Raw genomic sequence first — 20,614 nt, forward strand, 5'->3', positions numbered from 1 at the left:
AAGGCATTTTCTGTTGTAAGGATTCTGCAGGAGGCGTGTACTTATGGTATACTAGGAAGAGAATATTGCTTATTAAGGAGAAAAAATGGTTTTACCAAATTTTAAAGAAAACTTAGAAAAATACGCTAAATTATTGGTGGCTAATGGTATCAATGTGCAGCCGGGGCACACGGTAGCGCTCAATATCGATGTGGAGCAACGTGAATTGGCCCACTTGATCGTGAAGGAAGCCTATGCCTTGGGGGCACATGAAGTGATCATCCAATGGGCAGATGATTTTACTACCCGGGAAAAATTCCTCCATGCACCGATGGATCGCTTGGACAATGTGCCTGACTACAAGATTGCAGAGATGAACTACCTCTTGGAACACAAGGCTAGTCGCTTAGGTGTGCGCTCGTCTGATCCAGGTGCCTTAAATGGTGTTGAGGCAGAAAAGCTTTCGGCTTCTGCTAAGGCCTTGGGACTAGCTATGAAGCCGATGCGAATCGCAACCCAATCTAATAAAGTCAGCTGGACAGTCGCTGCAGCAGCGGGTACTGAGTGGGCGAAGAAGGTCTTTCCAAATGCAGCTAGCGATGAGGAAGCAGTAGATCTTCTCTGGGATCAGATTTTCAAAACCTGCCGGGTCTATGAGGATGATCCAGTTGCAGCTTGGAAGGCTCATGAAGAAAAACTCAGCTCAAAAGCGAAGATTCTAAATGAAGAGCAATTTTCTGCTCTCCACTACACAGCGCCGGGAACTGACTTGACATTGGGCTTGCCCAAGAACCATCACTGGGAGTCAGCTGGTAGTCTCAACGCTCAGGGCGAGTATTTCATTGCCAACATGCCGACAGAAGAGGTCTTTACAGCACCGGATTTCCGCCGGGCAGAAGGTTATGTGACCAGCACCAAACCTCTCAGCTATAATGGCAACATCATCGAAGGCATCAAGGTGACCTTCAAGGATGGCCAGATTGTGGACATTACTGCTGAAAAGGGAGACCAGGTTATGAAGGATCTTGTCTTTGAAAATGCTGGTGCGCGTGCTTTGGGTGAATGTGCCTTGGTACCAGATCCAAGTCCGATTTCCCAGTCAGGCATTACTTTCTTTAACACCCTTTTTGATGAAAATGCGTCTAACCACTTGGCTATTGGAGCTGCTTATGCGACTAGTGTAGTGGGCGGAGAGAATTTCTCCGAAGAAGAGCTGGAAGCAGCGGGTCTCAACCGCTCGGATGTCCATGTGGACTTTATGATTGGCTCTAATCAGATGGATATTGACGGTATCCGCGAAGACGGCAGCCGTGTAGCAATCTTTAGAAATGGAGACTGGGCAATTTAAGATGACAGGACTAATTTTTGTATTGATTTTTACTTTGCCAGCTTGTTTACTGACGACAGCTGTGGCAGTCATATTGACGCCGTATGAAAAGCCCAAACAATGGAAATTAAAATTATTGGTCAGCTTAATCGGTGCCCTGCTTGGCTTGGTTGTCTTTTTCCCTATCTTTAAAATTTTTGCTTCCTTTGTTGGCTCAGTAATTTCCTTGGCCATCCTTTGGTTGGTTCAACGATTTAAAAAGGAGGATTAGGTCATGCTTGGAAGTATGTTAGTTGGTTTTATCATTGGTCTAATAGCTGCCGCAATTACCAATAGAGGCGAGCGGATGGGTTGCATCGGCAAGATGATCTTAGGCTTACTTGGAGCATGGATAGGCCAAAGTCTTTTTGGGACCTGGGGGCCTCTTCTCCATGACACAGCTGTAGTACCCTCTATCTTAGGCGCAGTGATTTTATTAGCAATTTTTTGGAGACGAGAAAGCTAAAGTCTGAAAAAATACCCCTGAGAATTTTTTCAGGGGTATTTATGATGGTAGTGGAATGAAAGTGGTTTTGACCAAATGCACGTATGGATTTCTTTGCGTATAAATATCTTGGAAATCAACTAGCTAATGAGAAAGAACTAGAACAGTTCTAGGTTATGGAAGATTTCTAGCCGGAGCATAATGGGAAATAGCTTGAACGTAAAAATTTCGTCTTTAGTTAATTTTTATAGGTTAACTTTAACTTCTTTTCTAGCTAATAGATAAATGATAAACAAGAGCCCTGAAAATCAAAGTTATTTATTTTTGTTTGGCGGGAAATAAAGAATAAAACCTGTTATCCAATGATTTGATTTTGAATTTTTTCGAAAAAAAGGTAATACGTAAAAAATTTGTTTATCTAGCAGGGACATTTATATAATAGCTATTTATTGTATCTAATTTAGTCATTCGGACTGTATTGTTTCCTAAACCGAAACCTTTATAAAGTACTACTTTAAACAGTTGATCTTGTCAATCGACTGAGAATTTAATTGTAATATTCTGTGTTAAAATAAATACTAGTATAAACCACTTTCTATATTTTTGGTCAATATTGCAAATTTCATTCATTAATTAGAGTGGATTTATACTTTGGAAAACATTAATATGAGGAATGCTGTTTTGAGAAAAATTTTACAGGATGACAAGCTTTATTCTTTAACAGAATTTAGAGATAAGGTCTATGATGATCTAGATTTAACAAGAAGTGATTTAGCTATTTTGTTATGCGCAATGTTGATTGCATCTATTGGCTTAAACATGGATTCTACTCCAGTTATCATTGGGGCAATGTTAATTTCTCCGCTAATGACACCCATTCTTGGGATTGGTTTTTCGCTAGCAATATTGGATATGAATCTGCTCAGAAAGTCGTTTAAAATTTTGTTTATTCAAGTTTCGTTGAGTCTTATAGCATCAACAGTTTATTTTCTAATTTCTCCTATTTCTTATGCAAGTACAGAAATTATTGCTAGAACGTCTCCAACAATTTGGGATGTAGTTATAGCTTTTGTGGGTGGGGTAGCTGGAGTTATTGGAGCACGAAAAAAAGAAGCAAATAATATTGTCCCTGGAGTGGCAATTGCAACGGCTCTTATGCCACCTGTGTGTACAGTTGGTTATTCTATAGCAACAGGAAACTTTAAGTTTATGGTAGGAGCCTTGTATTTGTTTTTCATCAATTGTAGTTATATTATGATAGCTACTTATATAGGGACAAGCTTAACTATGGTGAAAAGTCATTACATTAAACACAATCAAGAAGCTTATAAAATGAGAAAAATATTAATTCTAGTTTCGCTTATTCTTATTATTCCCAGTTTGGTTTCAGCAGCTACATTAGTTAGAGAAACACTAATTAATGAATCTATAAATAAATACTTATCTGATCAGTTTAAAGAGCAGACAGTACTAAAAAAGAACTTTATCAAAGAGAATAATACACTAAAGTTAACTATTTCAGGAAAACATCTTTCTGACGAGGAGTTAAAAAAAATTATTGGTAAGCAAAATGACTATGGTTTGCAAAATATTTCAATTCAAATTTCACAATTATCCAATGATAGATTGACTGAAAAAGAAGTAGTAGAATTTATTATTCAATATAAGAATGATCAGGATCTTCAAAAGATTGATAAGGAAAAGAGTGAAACGAAGACTAAAAATGAGTAATCAAATTACCTTTCGTTGCAAGAGAAATGAAAAAGAGAACATTAATTGTTCTCTTTTTTACTATTATTAATTACAAAGATATTTTGCAAGAGAAATTAACTCTTAGCTTTATTTGTCATCTTTATTAATCATATTTTTAACGCCTTCGATTGCGCCTTCGACAGCATCTTTGGCATCTTCAGCGACTTCTTTAACTTTAGAAACTACTTTTTCAGCAGCTCCTTCTTTTTCTGTTTTTTTATCACCAGTTAATTTTCCTAGTCCTTCTTTAACAGAACCTTTAGCTTGGTTGAATTTTTCTTCTGTAGACATAATCTTTACCTCCATTATGAGTTTTTAAGTATTTTATTTATAGAAAAGAAATAAAATAATAATCTCTTTTCGTAGTTAGAGTATTAATGAACGCGAGTTTTTTCCTTAGAAGTAGCTTCTTTAACAGCATCTACCCCTTCACCAACTTTTTCTTGAACAGCTGAGAAGCCACCGCTAAGTCCAGATTTTGCTTTTTCAAATTGCTCTGAAGCAAATTCGCCTGTTGATTCTGCAATATCTGTTACTCGGTCTTGAAGACTAACTGAATCAGCTTCATGCTGTTCTTTAGTTTTGATATCAACAACATTAACATTGACTTCAACAACTTCTAAGTCAGTCATCTTAGAAACTTCTTCCACAACAACTTTCTTGATTTCGTCGTATAATGCAGGAACATTCTTTTGATATTCAACTACTACATTCAAGTCAACAGCTACTTGTTCTTTACCAACTTCGACATTAACACCGTTAGTGACATTATCAGTGTTAATCAATTTATCTGCTAAGTTAGAGAAGAAGCCACCGTCAACAGCCAGCAAACCTGAAACTTTCTCTAAAGAAAGGCCAATAATTTTTTGAATGACCTTATCATCATAAGTCAATTCACCTTTTACTTCGTGAGCTGCTTGAGCAACTTCTTTTTTTGCAACATCTTTAACATCTTTATTTGACATGTTAAACTCCTTTATTCTTATTTAAATATATTTTTGTTTTGAATATAATATCCGATTCCTGCCCCTAGAGTAGCGCAAATCAAGACAAATAGAGTCTTAAAGAAGCCAAAGGATAGGATAAAACACGCTAGAATAATGCCTGCTAATCCAGACAAGATTGGATATTGATATTTTTTAAACCATTCCATTTTTTACTTCCTTACTTTACACGACTAGTAGTTTTTTTAGCCACTTCTTTTGGCTTGAAGTCTGAGACAGAGATTTTAAGCTTGACATTATGATTGATTCCGAAGAATTCTGTCAATCCAGACGCAATTTCTTCTTGAATCAACTGACTTCTCTTGATAATGTTTTCCGAAGGAACGATTGCCCCTTTAACGGACACCATGCATTTGTTTTTACGGCTATTTACTGAAACTGTAGGATCTTTAATTAAATCGTGATCTGTTACCAGACTACGAACAAATCCTTCAATCGCTGAATTTTTCAGCATCAGTTTCCCATCCGCATCAGCTAGCTGAATTTCTAAACGTCTCTTAGGATAAAAAACTATCACTAACATCAGTAGTAAGATTAAGCTTGCTAAAACCACAGTGCCCCAAAAGACATATCTAGAAAGATAGTATCCTACAAAAGGAATTTGCTTCCAAGTGAATAACTTCCAGCTAAATAACTGGAGCCCCAGACCGCTAACTTTATGAAAATCTAGCAAAACAGGAATCAAAATCGTCAAGATTAAAATACATAGTATGAGAAAAAGTATTTTTCTTGATTTTGACATATTGAATCCTCACATCATTAAATTTTAAATTGTATTTTGAAAGTAAAAAGACAATTTATGCCTTTTTACCTACAAAAAATGATACAACAGCTACTACAATAACTGCACCAATGATAGAAGGAAGCAAGGCCATACCAGCCAAACTAGGACCCCAAGTTCCCAAAAGTGATTGACCGACAGTTGAACCGATTAAACCTGCAACAATATTTGCAATAACACCCATAGAGCCACCTTTTTTAGTGATTGATCCAGCAATAAGACCAATAACACCTCCGACAATAATAGACCAAAGCATATCGATTCTCCTTTCTAAATTTACTAAATCAAAATTCAAATCTTTTGATTAATATGATTATATAATTTTCCAACTTTGAAACATAATAATTCAGCTTGGTTTTCTTTCCGTTTATCTGCACCATAGATACGCAAAGATAATAATTCCTTGTTCTACAGGCTTTTATCAGCGTTTTTAGATATATTTTAAAGTTGTTAAACAAGGTTAAATGCATAAAATATGGTATAATTGCCTGATAATAAAACACTATATAAAGAAAGATAATATTTTAATGCGAGAATTACTGTCTAAAAAAAGTCACAGACAATTAGAATTATTAGAAATACTATTTGAAAATAAGCGCTGGTTTCATATTTCTGAACTAGCGGAATTATTGCATTGTACAGAACGTTCAGTAAAAGATGACTTGTCCCATGTCAGGTCTTCTTTTCCTGACTTGATATTTCATTCCTCAACAAATGGTATCCGTATCATAAATACTGACGATAGTGATATTGAAATGGTCTATCACCATTTTTTTAAGCATTCAACTCACTTTTCAATTTTAGAATTTATCTTCTTTAATGAAGGATGTGATACTGATAGTATTTGCAAAGAGTTTTATATCAGTTCTTCCTCTCTTTACCGCATCATCCGTCACATTAATAAAATTATTAAGAAACAATATCGTTTTGAAATCAGCCTCAATCCAGTTCGAATTACTGGAAATGAGATCGATATCCGTTACTTTTTTGCCCAGTATTTTTCAGAGAAATATTATTTCCTTGAATGGCCCTTTGAAGATTTTTCAGTAGAACCTTTGTGTAAGCTTTTAGCACTGGTCTATAAAGAAACTGCCTTTCCAGTCAATTTCGCAACTCAACGAATGTTAAAGTTGCTCCTTGTTACGAATTTATACCGAATAAAGTTTGGTCATTTCTTGGAAGTTGAGAAAATTTTTTTTAACAACCAATTGTTGGAATCTTTCATGCAGGCAGAAGGAATTGACAAGATTGTAGCGAGCTTTGACTCTGAATATCATATCTCTCTGAATAAAGAAGTGATAGGTCAACTATTTGTATCCTATTTTCAAAAAATGTTTTTCATAGATGAAGAAGTTTTCTTGAACTATGCAAAAACAGACAGCTATGTAAAAAAATCGTATCAGTTATTGGGAGATTTAGTGGATCAGGTATCAAGAGAGTATAATCTTCAAGTAGACAATAAGGACAATCTGATCTGGCATCTGCATAATACGGCACATCTGCATCGCCAGGAATTATCAACAGAGTTTATCCTATTTGATCAAAAAGGCAATACAATCAAGAACTTTCAAAATATTTTCCCTCGATTCGTTTCAGAGGTGAAGGAAGGGATTGAACACTATCTAGAGGCTTTGGATATGGATCGTAGTTCAATGAAGGTCAATCATTTGACCTATACTTTTATCACCCATAGCAAACACTTGGTGCTAAATCTTTTACAAAATCAACCTAAATTAAAGGTTTTGGTCATGAGTAATTTTGATCAGTATCATGCAAAATCAATAGCAGAGACACTTTCTTACTATTGTAGTAACAATTTTGAACTGGAAGTTTGGAGTGAATTAGAGTTATCACTTGAGTCTCTAAAAGAATCACCATACGACATCATTATTTCTAATTTTATTATTCCTCCTATTGAAAATAAGAGACTGATCTATTCCAATAATATTAATACAGTCGCACTCATCTCCTTACTTAATGCAATGATGTTTATTCGACTAGATGAGTAACTAAGAAGAATAAAAAAACGCTACATAGCGTTTTTTTGTTATGAGAAAAGAATTTCATCTATATTAGACTCAGAATATCCTAAAAATTTAAGCAAAAAAGCCTTGAAAATCAAGGCTTTTTTTCTATTTCTATGCCCCCTGCATGAATTTGTAAGAACTTTTCATATTGAAAATAAACAAAAATGTTGAAATATAGCTGATTTTAGGGAAATACTTTTAGGTATTTTCAATGTCAGGATTTAAAAATGGGGCAAAAGTGGGGCAAAAACAAATTAACGAAAAAAATATCGAGTTCGTGCATCAAGTAAATGATAAATTGCAAGAATAAGTGCAACATTTACTCGAACTCATCCTCTAGAGCTTCACTAGCAGTTCTGTAAGCTAAACATTTTCGTGGTCGGTGATTGATATCATATAAAGCCTTGGTTCCCAAAGCTTTTTTAATGCTATAAACTCATTAAAAGAACCCCCAGTTAGATTTGGAATATTTTTTATTCTGTGTCACATAAAAATAAATAAAATGAATGGCTATAGCTAGAGTAAAAATGGTTGCAATACTCAACACTGTTATAGGATTAGAAGCGAAAAGCAAAGAGAGAATCAAGGCAGCCAGATAGAGTGTCGCTTGAGCACAGTAGTAACTTCTCGGATAGCGAAGATAGTTTTTGTTATAGGGCCCATTTGCTAGGACAGCAGCTTGGAAGAGGCCAATTCCGATATAAAAGAAGCTGATTGCAACGAGAAGATTAGCCTCGGGATTCAGGAGATAACCCATCGAAACTGTCATCAACATAAGCCCGATGAAAATAGGATAGTGACTATAAATTACAAATAATCCCTTTTGACTAGATCCTTCATCAATAGCATGGTCAAATTCGCCAAAATAAAACAAGAACAGGGAAAGCATGATAACGAAATTGAGAACCGAATAAATCGAGAAATTCTCGACTGTAAAGAAGCCAGCTAGCCCAACAACCATCTCTCCAAACGTAATAATCACAAGAAGGGAGACGCGCTCGATTAAATGGGGAAGATTTACCTGGAAATGCTCATCTTTAGTAATCAAGAAAATTGGCACAATAAATGTTAGCAGAATACTAGCAATAAAGATATAGACTCCAACGTAAATAGGAAAAAGAGCTGCCAGATAGACTCCTAAACTTCCTAGACCTGTTAACCATAGAAAACCTTTGATACTTTCCCGATCAGTATTATCGGTTGATTTTCTAAAAAATTCAACCAAATATTGAAAAAATAAGGTAAGGGTCAATGTACCAACAGCCCAACAGGTATAATAGAACCATTGTTGCCAATTGTATCCAATCATATTGGACATAAAGAGCATAAGTCCCATGTTGATAAACATGATTACTATGTTAAATAAAGAGTTCTTTCCATAGCGATTGGTATAATCGGTTTGAATCATCCAGGAATCGATGAGAATCAAAGTAGCAATGAGAAAATCAAGGAAAGAATTCCAAGTCAAAATACCGTTATGAAGATGGTGAATTAAAGCAGTTACTTTTGAAATCGCAAAAACAAAAACTAGATCATAAAAAAGTTCTGAATAATTTACACGTTTATGTTTAACAAGAGTTGTCATCTTAAGACCTTTCTATTTTAGAAGTACAATTTATTATAACAGAAAATGGTAATAAAAAAAAAAGGAGATGCTTAAATAACTTCATGTGACGCGAATGAACTGCGCCACAAAAGTTAGGTTTTTTCTGTCTAACTTTTGGGGTGCAGTTCAGAAGGGGTGTTTTTTCTATCGTTTTTTAGTGCTAAGACTACACAAAAAAGCCTTGATTCCAAGGCTTTTTCCTGTTGATTTAGATGCCCCCTACAGGGATTTGGAAAGGACTTTCATATTGAGAGCAATTAAAAATATTGAAATATAAGTGATTTTAGGTATTTTCAATGTCATGATTTAAAAATGGGACAAAAGTGGGGCAAAAACCATACAGATTCTAAACTGTATGGTTCTTTTTTTATCTAACCAAGAAAGGTTAAAACTTATTAAAACAAATGCAATCAACTGTTGAAAACTTTTTAGTCCGTGTAATATAAAAACAAGTAAAAAGTTGAACTATAGGGAATATTGTGTCATAATAGGTAATAGATGAATAATTAATAGATTGGAAATAATGCTTTCTTACCTTAACAAGTTGAATTGGTTATACATTTTTTCGTCGCAATTGTGTCTATCTCTCGAGTTTAGCTAGTTTTTATAAGCTCTGGTTTCTAATCAATATAACAAATTTTAGAAGTGCATAAGACAAGATGGTGACATTATTACAGTCATTTCTAGTCACCATATGTTGCTGGCACAGGCTGTTTGTAGTGTTGGCTATTTACTAGTCAGTTTAATCGGAGTGTTTAATTTTTATTGTTGAAAGGTTTTTATATGGCGAAAATTCTATCTTTAGGTCTGACAGGTAAGAAATTACTTGCTCAGGGGTTCTTGTTTGTTCTGCTAGGTCTCATCTTGATGGTCACGGGGACTTGGTTGCCAGTAACAGTTATTCGCCTGGTTCTGTTTTTAGCTTGGATAGCAACGGTCGTAGATTTGCTATTAAGAGTTTTCAAAAAAAGCCAGTCAACGGATACCTTGGGAGTTGCACTGGTTAAATTGTTAGTGCTGGGATATTTGCTAGGTTCTAATCTTGCGACTGATATACCGATTTATGTTCTGGCTCTTGTGATTGGAGTTTATCAGATTTTTCATGCTAGTATTAACCTTGTCACCTATGTTCTCTACCGCAAAAACAAAATTCGACCTCGTTTTCGTCTCTTACTAGATGGACTCGTACTAGTTTTTCTTGGTGGGACTAGTCTTTTGTCCTCTACAGGAAATTCTGTCTTTCAACTCTTTGTATTAGGGGCTTATTTTTTCCTTTATGGTGTGTCCAATATCCGTGATGGTTTCTTATTTGAGGAGGAAATTGGGAAAAACCATCTCAAACGTCGTGTAAGAATGAGCTTACCTATTGTCCTAGCCGCTCTCATCCCTGCAAGTACTTTAGCAAAAATCAACAAATTCATGCAGGAAAATGCTGATGAGAGAGAGGATATCCATCTTGGAATGGTGAAGTCTGGTAAGACAGCGGAGCTTGAAATTTTTGTTCATACAGCTGAGACCTCTCTGTTTTCGGCAATTGGTCATGTGGATATCTGCTATCAAGGCCGTGTTATTTCTTATGGCAACTATGATCCGTCTTCTGAGACCTTATTTGGCATGGTAGGAGATGGTGTCTTATATTTCTGTGATCGTGACAAGTACATTGACCTATGTAAACGTGAGAGTCAAAAAACGCTTTTTGGTTATGGGATAGATTTGACGCCTGAAATGGAAAAAGCAGTTCAGAAAAAGTTGGCTGAATTGAAACAACTGACGATTCCATGGGAGCCAAGTGCAGATAAAATCATGACAGGTGATGGTAAGGAAGACTACACCTACGCTTATAAAATCAGACATGAGACAGATGGGGAACTTTATAAATTTATCAAATCTAAGTTTAAATCCTACTTTGTCTTATCTACAAACTGTGTGCTCTTGGCTGATACCATAGTCGGTCAGGCTGGCACCGATATCCTCTCACCCAAAGGATTTATCGCTCCAGGAACTTACCAAGCCTACCTTAATCGAGAGTTTGAAAAACCAAATAGTATAGTCGTATCTAAACATGTTTATTAAGAAGAATTTATGAACTTAGTAAAAAAATACACCCCGTTAATACTTTTTATAGGGCTGGTTGCTCTTGTAATTCTGAATGCATCGAGCTTTATATCAGGAGCAATCTCTCTCTTTGATGTAATATCAACCTTGATTTATGGTGCTGTTATTGCTTTTGTGCTTAATGTTCCTATGAAAAAAATTGAACAGTACTTAGTTAAATTGAAGGTAAAGGCAGAGTTGCGTCGTCCGATTGCCATGGTACTTGTTTTCCTAGCTCTTATCTTAATCGTGATTGCTCTTTTGGTTTTGGTGCTGCCAACCCTAGCCCAGACTATTAGTCAGCTGGGAACAGTCCTTTCAACAGTCCTTACTCAACTTGGGAAATTGCTAGGCAGCTCGGAATTTGTAACCAAAGACATGTTGTCAACTATCGTATCAGGCATACAGGGACAATCTAGTTCTATTAGCCAAGCTTTGATAGGTTTTTTATCAGGTCTGACTAGTAATATCGGCAATATTTTTTCAAGTTTGATGAATGCCTTTTTGATTATAGTCTTCACCTTTTCATTTTTATCCAGTAAGGAACATTTGGCAGCGATGACGAGTCGACTTCTAAAAGTTTTTCTTCCAGAGAAGGTGGTGATAAAGTTGACTTACATTGGACAAGTAGCACTAGAGACTTATGACCAATTTTTGATGAGTCAGCTGATTGAAGCAGTTATCATAGGAGTTATGATAGCGGTTGGTTACAGCGTGTTTGGGATACCCTATGGAGTAATGACAGGTATCTTTGCAGGAGTGCTATCGTTCATTCCTTATGTAGGGCCTATGATTGCTTGTGTTGTGGGAGCGATTTTTATCTTCACAGTGAGTCCTACTCAAGCCTTACTTTCTCTTCTTCTATATCAAGTTATACAGCTGATTGAAGGAAACCTTATTTATCCTAGAGTTGTAGGTCAGTCTATTGGTTTGCCAGCTATTTTCACGCTTGCGGCTGCTAGTATTGGAGGCAATCTCTTTGGCTTACTTGGGATGATATTCTTTACACCGATATTTGCTGTTATCTATCGATTGGTTAAGGAATTTGTCGTTGCAAAGGAAAATCAGCTAGATTAAGAAAAACTAAATTTAATAAGATATACTGAGAAGAGAGTGAGAGATTCTCTTCTCTTTTATTTTTAAATACTTTTCTACAAAAAGCTATTAGACGTTAAAAAAAGCCTTGGTTTCAAGGCTTATTTCTGTTGATTTAGATGTGCCCCCTGCAGGGCTCGAACCTGCGCCCCATAGCTTAAGAGTCTACTGCTCTACCAACTGAGCTAAGGAGGCAACAGAAAAAGCTGAGAATGTAACTTCCCAGCTATTTTAATATGCCCAAAATGGCAGCTAGATTATTTACGAAAGGCATCAAGGATATAGGTGAAACCAACAATTAAAAATGCAAAGGCAACGACATAAACGACAAAGACACTTGTAGCTACTGGATTGAACAAAATCACTAGACCTAGTAAAAATGCAAGCAACGCTATCCACATGATATGGTTGCCAATAATAGGGAAAATCAATCCCAGACGATTGCCTTTAAAGAAAACTATAATGGCTTCTACAATTAACCAAATTCCTAAAATAGTTGGAATGACAACTGGCAGCGTCACAAAGCCATAGGCAACGAGGTAAAGAGCTAAGAGAAGATTAACAATCCCTTGGAAAAGATGAGCTGGTGAGCGAAGCTCTTTTGGTACAGAGAAATAGCCTAAAATAGCTGCTATAGAAGAAACCAGTAAACCAAATGCAATCCACCAGCTGTAAGCAACAAGATTAGCTACTGGGTTTGTAAATAGGAAAAGTCCTAAAAGGACAAAAACAACTCCTGCAAGGAATAGCAGTAAACGATTAGAAAATTTCATTTCAATACCCCCTATATAGTATAGTTTGTTAATAAAACTATTATACTTATTTTTATAGAAAATGTCAATAAAATAAATAAACAATTTGGAAGTTTCAGTCTGATTCATGAAAAGAAAATCAGTTTTTATCATTTTGAAAATAAAAAGAGAAGATAAAATTTGTCTTCTCTACATGAAAATATTGTATGGCATCAAAGCAAAAGTAACTGGCTTTACACTATTTGTTAAGATGTAATTTGATTCAAAAAGAAAAGATAGATTTAAATGTAGGGCAAATCAGTTATAGACAAGCAAAAAAGCCTTTTAAATCAAGGCTTTTTCCTGTTGATTTAGATGCCCCCTGCAGGGCTCGAACCTGCGACCCATAGATTAAGAGTCTACTGCTCTACCAACTGAGCTAAGGAGGCAACAGAAAAAGCTGTATTGGTGCCGGACCTTCACGATTTGTATTGAACCCGCGCAATTAAGCAGGTGGGCAACTCGCTCTAACTGAAGCTGCTTCCGCGTGATACGGCCTGCATGCTGTTAGAAGTCTTTTGTTTCCCTAATAATACAAAAAATAGTCGGTCAACACTTAAGTGTGAAGTCGTACACCACAGCGTTTCTATAATTATAATACCATAAATTTTGAAAAATTCAAGAGAAAAACATGATTTTTTGCAAACGATACCATCATTTTTTGAGCTGATCAATCTTATCCTTTGTCATTCCAAGGGCTCGCTCGTATTTGCCGTTTTCGTTAGGCGTGAAATAATTGGCGTCTTTTATCTTATCGGGCAGGTAGTCCTGCTTGACCCAATTGCCGGGATAGGAATGAGGATAGAGATAATCCTGTGCGTTACCTAATTCCTTGCTTCCGGCATAGTGGCCATCACGTAAGTGGCGTGGGATGGGCAGATTTCCATTCTTTCTTAGGTCGGCCAAGGCCTTGTCCATAGCCGCATAGGCTGAGTTGGACTTAGGAGAAAGTGCCAAATCAATGACAATATTGGCAATAAGGATACGGGCTTCAGGAAAGCTAATTCGTTGAGCTGCTTCCAGAGCTGTAACGGTATGGACTTGAGCGTCAGGATTTGCCAGACCAATATCCTCGTAAGCGATAACGGTCAAGCGTCGAGCTAGGCTAGGGAGGTCTCCTGCCTCAACGAGGCGAGCTGCGTAGTGGAGGCTGGCATTGACATCGGAGCCACGTATGGACTTCTGCAGGGCGGAGAGGACATCGTAATGGCCGTCCCCATCCTTATCCATGGTGATGTAGCTCTTTTGTAGGCTGTTTTCCATGACATCAAGCGTGATGTGGCGAATGCCCTTGTCATCTTCTGGGGTAGAGAGCACGGCTAAATCCAGCGAATTATAAGCGGAGCGCAGGTCTCCGTTGGTAGAGATGGCAATGAAATCCAGAGCTTCTTTGTCTAGCTCCACTGGAAAATCAAATCCTCTTTCCTTATCCGTCAAGGCTAGCTGAATGGCTGTTCGGATGTCTTCGTTGCTAAGAGGTTCAAGCTCAAATATCTGGACCCGGCTTCGGATGGCCGGGGTGACAGAAAAGAAAGGATTTTCTGTAGTCGCTCCAATCATGATGACCAGGCCACTTTCTAATAGCGGTAGAAGAAAGTCTTGCTTGGTCTTGTCCAAGCGGTGAATCTCGTCCAGTAGGAGCACCAGTCCGCCGGAAAATTTCGCTTCTTCAGCGATCTCTTGCAGGCGCTTCTTGCTATCTACCGTGGCGTTAAAGGTCCGAAAGGCGAACTTGGTTGTGCCGGCAATAGCTGAGGCGATAGAGGTTTTGCCGATGCCGGGTGGCCCGTAGAGAATCATCGAGGACAGGCGGTTGGCTTCAACCATGCGGCGGATGATTTTTCCAGGTCCGACCAGATGTTGCTGGCCGATGATCTGATCGATGTCGGTCGGCCGCATGCGCAGGGCGAGGTTTTCTGGCATAAGATTTCCTTTCTGCAAGTGTTTTTCTTGGCTTTTTGTGTTACTATTGTAGATAGTAATATTTTATCACAATGAAAAGAGGAAATCATGGCTAAGTACGGTTTTTTGGAGATATTGGACGAGGAAATAGGGAAGAGCTTTCCTTTTGACTATGAGATAAACTGGGACAGGAAGAATCACGCGGTGGAAGTAGTCTTTCTCCTTGAGGTGCAAAATCCAGGCGGGATTGAGACGATTGATGCTGAGGGCAATGCTTCGGCTGAGGATATTTACTTTGAGGAAGCCGTGCTTTTCTATAATCCGACCAAGTCTCGTTTTGAGGCAGAGGACTATCTGGCTGCCCTGCCCTATGAGCCGAAGAAGGGGCTGTCTCGGGAGTTTCTGGCTTATTTCGTGGATTTCCTGACCCAAACGGCTGAGTCTGGTCTCGATGCACTCATGGACTTCTTAGCAGATCCAGAGGCAGCAGAGTTTGAGATAGCTTGGAATGCTGAGGCTTTTGAAAATGGCAGGGCGGATTTGATTGAGACCGACTTTTATTCCTATCCGAGGTATTAGGAGGCGCTGATGGCGGATGAAGAAGGACTAGATTTACTGCACAAACAGATGGAGTTTTCTGGCTGCAAGATTGCCTTGATTTGTGATAACAAGCTACTGACTATCTTGCGAGACGATATTCCAATCATTCCTTGGCCCAATATGTGGGAGCTGCCAGGCGGTGGCCGCGAGGGCGAGGAGACACCTTTTGAATGCGTCCAAAGAGAAGTTTTTGAAGAGCTTGGTTTGAAGCTTGAAGAAGAGGATATTCTCTGGGTTAAGGACTATCAAGGAATGCTTGATCCTGACAAAACCTCTATTTTTATGGCGGGAACCATCACTCAGGAAGAATGTGCCAGCATTGTCTTTGGCTACGAGGGACAGGCTTATCAGATGATGGATGTAAGCCAGTTTTTAGCAGATGAAAAGGTTATTCCACAGCTGCAGGACAGGTTGAGAGATTATTTGGAGGTGCGAGCTTGATTCATATTGATCGGGCGGGAGCTGAGGATCTAGAGACTATTATTGCCATTCAGCGAGCAAGTTTTAAGGCCGTTTATGAGAAATATCAGGATCAATATGATCCTTATCTGGAGGAGCGAGAGCGAATTCGCTGGAAGCTGGTTGAGTGGCCCAATAGTTTTTATTATTTTGTCAAAGATGATGAGAAGATTCTTGGCTTTATTCGCTTGAATACAAATGATGAACAGACAGCGGGCTGGATTGGGACAGTGGCGATTTTGCCAGAGCACCAGAATAAAGGATATGGCTCCGAGGGGCTCTCTCTGATTGAAGAGACATTCTCTACCATTATAAAATGGGATTTGTGTACGGTTTTCCAGGACAAAGGTATGGTGGCTTTTTATGAGAAAAACGGCTACCATCAGACTCATACTGAGCCCGAAAAAGAGGGCATGGATATGGTCTACATGACGAAGACATTGAAATAAACAAAGAAAGGATTGTTCAGTTGAATTTCTAAACTGAACCCGCCCTAAACACTGTGGCAAAAAGCTAAAGTTCTCTTAGACGCAAACGTCGTCAGAGAATTTCCTATTTTGGCTTTGTGTTTTACGGGCTTGGTATTTAATGATGGACACTTGGCAGGAATTAACGATTGAAGTGAAGCGGGAGGCGGAGGAAGCGGCCTCTAATATTCTGATTGAGCTGGGCAGTCAGGGTGTGGCTATCGATGATAGCGCAGATTATCTGGGGCAGGTTGACCAATATGGTGAGCTTTTTCCAGAAGTTGAGCAGAGCGAGCGGGTCAAGATTACTGGCTACTACCCGGATTCGGTGGATATAGAGGCCATTGCGGCCCAGGCCAATGAGCGACTAGCTGAGCTGGATGGCTTTGGCTTGGAGACGGGAGATATTCAGCTGACTCGGCAGGAACTGGCTGAGGAAGACTGGGCGGACAACTGGAAGAAATACTTTGAGCCGGCTCGTATTACTCATGACTTGACCATTGTGCCGTCATGGACGGAGTATGAGGCGACTGCGGGAGAAAAGATTATCAAACTGGATCCTGGTATGGCCTTTGGTACAGGCACTCATCCGACGACCAAGATGAGTCTCTTTGCGCTGGAGCAGGTCTTGCGAGGCGGTGAAACGGTGCTGGATGTGGGCACAGGCAGCGGTGTCCTCTCCATTGCTAGCTCTCTCTTAGGTGCTAAGGAGATCTACGCCTATGATTTAGACGAGGTGGCAGTGCGCGTGGCTCAGGAAAATATTGAGCTCAATCCTGGTATGGAGAACATCCATGTGGCGCCAGGGGATCTTCTCCGAGGCGTAGAAATCGAGGCGGATGTCATCGTTGCCAATATCTTGGCGGATATTCTCATCCATCTAACAGAGGATGCCTATCGTCTGGTCAAGGATGAGGGCTATCTGATTATGAGTGGGATCATTTCTGAGAAGTGGGAAATGGTGCTCGAGTCAGCGGAAGCGGCAGGATTTTTCCTGGAAACGCATATGATTCAGGGCGAATGGAATGCCTGTGTCTTTAAGAAAACGCAAGACATTTCAGGCGTGATAGGTGGTTAGATGCAGCAATATTTTATAAAAGGAAGTCCTCAGTCTCCTCTGATTGTCACGGATAAGGACACGGTCAAACATATGTTTTCAGTCATGCGGCTCAAAGAGGGCGACCAAGTCACACTGGTTTTTGATGATGGCGTGAAACGGCTGGCTCGGGTATTGGATCCCAACCAGCAGAGCTTGGAAATCTTGGAGGAGCTAGCAGACAATACCGAGCTGCCAGTTCGAGTAACCATTGCTTCAGGCTTTCCCAAAGGAGATAAATTAGAGTTTATCACCCAAAAGGTAACGGAGCTAGGAGCTTGTGCTATCTGGGCCTTTCCAGCGGACTGGTCGGTGGCCAAGTGGGATGGCAAAAAGCTGGCTAAAAAGAGTGAAAAACTAGAGAAAATTGCTCAGGGAGCAGCAGAGCAGAGCAAGCGCAATCTAATTCCAGAAGTTCGGCTCTTTGATAAAAAGGCAGATTTTCTGGCTCAGCTGACTCAATTCGACACCATCGTTGTGGCCTATGAAGAATCGGCCAAAGAAGGAGAAACTGCGGCTCTAGTCCGAGCGCTGTCAGGCTTGGGAGCCGGAGCAAAAATTCTCTTTATCTTCGGACCGGAGGGCGGTCTGTCTCCAGATGAAATAGACGCCTTTCATCAAGCAGGTGCTGTATCGGCTGGTCTAGGCCCACGTATCTTGCGAGCTGAAACAGCTCCGCTTTATGCCTTGACCGCAGTCAGTGTTTTGTCTGAACTAATGAACTAAATGATACTGTACCTCATCGGATGAGGTACAGTTTTTTTGGCTTCTGCTGTCTTTTTATTAAAACAGGCCAGGCTCTTTGCATAAGTGTTTTCTTATTGCCCTAAAAATGATAAAATAATAGGCAAGAAATTGGAGATAATGAATGCCAAAAGAAGTGAATTTAACGGGCGATCAGGTCGTCGCTTTAACAAGGAAATATTTAGCAGCTGAGGATGTGGCTTTTGTTCAGAAAGCTTTGGTATATGCAGTGGACTGTCATAGCGGGCAATTTCGCAAGTCAGGAGAGCCTTATATTGTTCATCCTATTCAAGTAGCTGGGATTTTGGCCAAGCTTAAGCTTGATGCAGTCACAGTTGCCTGTGGTTTTTTGCATGATGTGGTAGAAGATACAGATGCTGGCCTAGATGATTTAGAGCGTGAATTTGGTCCAGATGTCCGGACGATTGTAGACGGTGTGACCAAACTGGGGAAGGTTAAGTACAAATCCCACGAGGAGCAGCTTGCTGAGAACCACCGTAAGATGCTTATGGCTATGTCGGAGGATATTCGGGTTATCTTGGTTAAGCTGGCGGACCGCCTTCACAATATGCGGACGCTCAAGCATTTACGCAAGGATAAGCAGGAGCGGATTTCGCGCGAAACCATGGAGATCTATGCGCCCTTGGCTCATCGCCTGGGGATTTCCAGTGTCAAGTGGGAGTTGGAGGACTTGTCTTTCCGCTATCTTAATGAAGTCGAGTTTTATAAGATTTCTCACATGATGAAGGAAAAACGCCGTGAAAGAGAAGCCTTGGTCGAAGAAGTCGTGAGTAAGATTGAGACTTATGCAGCTGAACGCCATCTACATGGAAAGATTTATGGGCGACCTAAGCATATCTACTCGATCTATCGTAAGATGCAGGACAAGAAAAAGCGATTTGATGAAATCTATGACTTGATTGCTATTCGTTGCATTTTGGAGACACCAAGTGATGTCTATGCTATGCTGGGCTATATTCATGAGCTCTGGAAACCAATGCCGGGCCGCTTTAAGGACTATATCGCCAACCGCAAGGCCAACGGTTACCAATCCATCCATACGACGGTTTATGGGCCTAAGGGACCAATCGAGTTTCAGATTCGGACCAAGGAAATGCACGAAGTCGCTGAATACGGGGTTGCAGCTCACTGGGCCTATAAGAAGGGCATCAAAGGCAAGGTCGATAGCAAAGAATCTGCAATCGGAATGAACTGGATTCAAGAATTGATGGAATTGCAGGCAGAGTCTGGCGATGCCAAAGAATTTGTGGATTCGGTCAAAGAAAACTATCTGGCTGAAGAAATCTATGTCTTTACGCCTGATGGCTCTGTACGTGCCTTACCTAAGGATTCAGGGCCAATCGACTTTGCCTATGAGATTCATACCAAGGTTGGGGAAAGGGCAACGGGTGCCAAGGTCAATGGGCGCATGGTTCCATTGACGACCAAGCTTAAGACAGGTGACCAGGTTGAGATCATTACCAGTGCTAATTCTTTTGGTCCCAGTCGGGACTGGATTGGCCTGGTTAAGACCAGTAAGGCCCGCAATAAAATTCGTCAATTCTTTAAAAACCAAGACAAGGAATTATCCATCTCTAAAGGTCGGGAACTTCTGCAGGCTCAATTCCAGGAAAATGGCTATGTCGCCAATAAGTACATGGACAAGAAGCATATGGAAGAGGTTCTGCAAAAGACCAGCTACAAGACAGAAGAAGCTCTGTTTGCGGCTATTGGTTTTGGTGAGATAGGAGCCATTTCAATTTTCAATCGTCTGACGGAAAAAGAGCGCCGTGAAGAGGAACGGGCCAAGGCTAGAGCTGAGGCTGAGGAATTAGTCAAAGGTGGCGAGGTCAAGGTTGAAAACAAAGAAACCCTCAAGGTCAGACATGAGGGTGGTGTGGTCATTCAGGGGGCATCTGGTCTACTGATTCGGATTGCCAAATGTTGTAACCCTGTTCCAGGTGATCATATTGTTGGCTACATTACCAAGGGTCGTGGTGTGGCTATCCATCGCTTGGACTGTATGAACCTTAAGGCTCAGGAAAATTATGAGCAGCGCCTGATTGATGTCGAGTGGGAAGAAAATAATACGACCAAAGAATATACAGCCCACATCGATATCTATGGATTAAATCGGACTGGCCTTCTCAATGATGTGCTGCAGGTTTTATCAAATACAACTAAAAACATCTCTACCGTTAATGCCCAGCCGACCAAGGATATGAAATTCGCCAATATCCACGTTTCTTTTGGTATTGCTAATCTATCTATGCTAACGACGGTGGTGGATAAGATTAAGAGCGTGCCGGAGGTCTACTCAGTTAAGCGGACCAATGGATAAGTATGCGGACTAAAGTTGCTGTGTAGGATAGAGGATATCCAGATGGAAAGGGAATAGAAGCAGAG

21 protein-coding genes and 2 tRNA genes are annotated in these 20,614 nt (G+C 39.7%); 13 read left to right on the forward strand and 10 right to left on the reverse strand.

Features of this window, described 5'->3' with window-relative positions:
• Window positions 1-85 precede the first annotated feature (85 nt).
• The 4 genes from O3640_RS07560 to O3640_RS07575 all read left to right on the forward strand — a co-directional run bounded on the left by O3640_RS07560 (window position 86) and on the right by O3640_RS07575 (window position 3,521).
• Window positions 86-1,327 carry an aminopeptidase gene (locus tag O3640_RS07560; protein WP_008809824.1) on the forward strand — a complete coding sequence of 414 codons (1,242 nt, stop codon included), beginning with the start codon at window positions 86-88 and terminating at the stop codon, window positions 1,325-1,327.
• 1 nt (window position 1,328) lies between these two features.
• Window positions 1,329-1,577 (forward strand): hypothetical protein, encoded by a 249-nt coding sequence (locus O3640_RS07565; protein WP_020992713.1) that lies wholly within the window; start codon window positions 1,329-1,331, stop codon window positions 1,575-1,577.
• 3 nt (window positions 1,578-1,580) lie between these two features.
• Complete coding sequence (locus O3640_RS07570) at window positions 1,581-1,811, forward strand: GlsB/YeaQ/YmgE family stress response membrane protein (protein ID WP_008809822.1); 231 nt, start codon at window positions 1,581-1,583, stop codon at window positions 1,809-1,811.
• A 660-nt stretch (window positions 1,812-2,471) separates the two neighbouring features.
• A complete protein-coding gene (locus O3640_RS07575; protein WP_008809821.1) occupies window positions 2,472-3,521 on the forward strand; it encodes a TIGR00341 family protein in 1,050 nt (349 codons plus the stop codon).
• 108 nt (window positions 3,522-3,629) lie between these two features.
• Here O3640_RS07575 and O3640_RS07580 read toward each other — a convergent pair whose 3' ends face one another.
• From O3640_RS07580 to O3640_RS07600, 5 genes are all read right to left on the reverse strand, one after another.
• The gene (locus O3640_RS07580) at window positions 3,630-3,833 is read right to left on the reverse strand and encodes a CsbD family protein (RefSeq protein WP_008809820.1); all 204 of its coding nucleotides are present in this window, start codon (window positions 3,831-3,833) and stop codon (window positions 3,630-3,632) included.
• 83 nt (window positions 3,834-3,916) lie between these two features.
• Window positions 3,917-4,507 (reverse strand): Asp23/Gls24 family envelope stress response protein, encoded by a 591-nt coding sequence (locus O3640_RS07585; RefSeq protein ID WP_008809819.1) that lies wholly within the window; start codon window positions 4,505-4,507, stop codon window positions 3,917-3,919.
• A 17-nt stretch (window positions 4,508-4,524) separates the two neighbouring features.
• Entirely contained in the window at window positions 4,525-4,695 is a 171-nt protein-coding gene (locus O3640_RS07590; RefSeq protein ID WP_002899156.1) for a DUF2273 domain-containing protein, read from the reverse strand.
• A gap of 11 nt (window positions 4,696-4,706) precedes the next feature.
• Entirely contained in the window at window positions 4,707-5,288 is a 582-nt protein-coding gene (gene amaP, locus O3640_RS07595) for an alkaline shock response membrane anchor protein AmaP (protein WP_371586817.1), read from the reverse strand.
• A gap of 55 nt (window positions 5,289-5,343) precedes the next feature.
• Complete coding sequence (locus tag O3640_RS07600) at window positions 5,344-5,583, reverse strand: GlsB/YeaQ/YmgE family stress response membrane protein (RefSeq protein WP_045773459.1); 240 nt, start codon at window positions 5,581-5,583, stop codon at window positions 5,344-5,346.
• 271 nt (window positions 5,584-5,854) lie between these two features.
• On the opposite strand from O3640_RS07600, the gene O3640_RS07605 reads away from it, so the two are divergent.
• Entirely contained in the window at window positions 5,855-7,336 is a 1,482-nt protein-coding gene (locus O3640_RS07605; RefSeq protein WP_371586841.1) for a M protein trans-acting positive regulator PRD domain-containing protein, read from the forward strand.
• Window positions 7,337-7,793: 457 nt separating this feature from the next.
• Here the strand turns inward: O3640_RS07605 and O3640_RS07610 are convergent, their stop codons facing one another.
• Window positions 7,794-8,939, reverse strand: a complete 1,146-nt coding sequence (locus tag O3640_RS07610; protein WP_371586818.1) for a low temperature requirement protein A — start codon at window positions 8,937-8,939, stop codon at window positions 7,794-7,796.
• Window positions 8,940-9,743: 804 nt separating this feature from the next.
• Between O3640_RS07610 and O3640_RS07615 the strand changes: the two genes are divergently transcribed.
• Window positions 9,744-11,033 carry a membrane protein gene (locus O3640_RS07615; RefSeq protein WP_032915016.1) on the forward strand — a complete coding sequence of 430 codons (1,290 nt, stop codon included), beginning with the start codon at window positions 9,744-9,746 and terminating at the stop codon, window positions 11,031-11,033.
• A gap of 9 nt (window positions 11,034-11,042) precedes the next feature.
• Window positions 11,043-12,131: an AI-2E family transporter gene (locus O3640_RS07620; RefSeq protein ID WP_001055021.1), complete on the forward strand. Its 1,089-nt coding sequence runs from the start codon at window positions 11,043-11,045 to the stop codon at window positions 12,129-12,131.
• 140 nt (window positions 12,132-12,271) lie between these two features.
• Here O3640_RS07620 and O3640_RS07625 read toward each other — a convergent pair.
• The 4 genes from O3640_RS07625 to O3640_RS07640 all read right to left on the reverse strand — a co-directional run bounded on the left by O3640_RS07625 (window position 12,272) and on the right by O3640_RS07640 (window position 14,863).
• Window positions 12,272-12,344, reverse strand: a tRNA-Lys gene (locus tag O3640_RS07625).
• Between the two features lie 62 nt (window positions 12,345-12,406).
• Complete coding sequence (locus O3640_RS07630) at window positions 12,407-12,922, reverse strand: DUF308 domain-containing protein (protein ID WP_000672740.1); 516 nt, start codon at window positions 12,920-12,922, stop codon at window positions 12,407-12,409.
• 334 nt (window positions 12,923-13,256) lie between these two features.
• A tRNA-Lys gene (locus O3640_RS07635) sits at window positions 13,257-13,329 on the reverse strand.
• Between the two features lie 265 nt (window positions 13,330-13,594).
• Entirely contained in the window at window positions 13,595-14,863 is a 1,269-nt protein-coding gene (locus O3640_RS07640; RefSeq protein WP_371586819.1) for a replication-associated recombination protein A, read from the reverse strand.
• Window positions 14,864-14,950: 87 nt separating this feature from the next.
• On the opposite strand from O3640_RS07640, the gene O3640_RS07645 reads away from it, so the two are divergent.
• The 6 genes from O3640_RS07645 (at window position 14,951) to O3640_RS07670 (ending at window position 20,549) form a co-directional block, all read left to right on the forward strand.
• A complete protein-coding gene (locus tag O3640_RS07645; RefSeq protein ID WP_371586820.1) occupies window positions 14,951-15,421 on the forward strand; it encodes a DUF3013 family protein in 471 nt (156 codons plus the stop codon).
• A gap of 9 nt (window positions 15,422-15,430) precedes the next feature.
• Entirely contained in the window at window positions 15,431-15,883 is a 453-nt protein-coding gene (locus O3640_RS07650; protein ID WP_060970775.1) for an NUDIX hydrolase, read from the forward strand.
• A complete protein-coding gene (locus tag O3640_RS07655; protein ID WP_247938380.1) occupies window positions 15,880-16,350 on the forward strand; it encodes a GNAT family N-acetyltransferase in 471 nt (156 codons plus the stop codon). The genes O3640_RS07650 and O3640_RS07655 overlap by 4 nt, the downstream gene beginning before the upstream one ends.
• Window positions 16,351-16,492: 142 nt before the next feature.
• Window positions 16,493-17,446 carry a 50S ribosomal protein L11 methyltransferase gene (gene prmA / locus O3640_RS07660; RefSeq protein WP_060970773.1) on the forward strand — a complete coding sequence of 318 codons (954 nt, stop codon included), beginning with the start codon at window positions 16,493-16,495 and terminating at the stop codon, window positions 17,444-17,446.
• Window positions 17,447-18,190: a 16S rRNA (uracil(1498)-N(3))-methyltransferase gene (locus O3640_RS07665; RefSeq protein ID WP_371586821.1), complete on the forward strand. Its 744-nt coding sequence runs from the start codon at window positions 17,447-17,449 to the stop codon at window positions 18,188-18,190.
• A 142-nt stretch (window positions 18,191-18,332) separates the two neighbouring features.
• Window positions 18,333-20,549: a bifunctional (p)ppGpp synthetase/guanosine-3',5'-bis(diphosphate) 3'-pyrophosphohydrolase gene (locus O3640_RS07670; protein WP_125376270.1), complete on the forward strand. Its 2,217-nt coding sequence runs from the start codon at window positions 18,333-18,335 to the stop codon at window positions 20,547-20,549.
• Window positions 20,550-20,614 lie beyond the last annotated feature (65 nt).

It is taken from the genome of Streptococcus sp. 27098_8_75 (genome assembly GCF_041432475.1).
GTDB classification, from domain to species: domain Bacteria; phylum Bacillota; class Bacilli; order Lactobacillales; family Streptococcaceae; genus Streptococcus; species Streptococcus gordonii.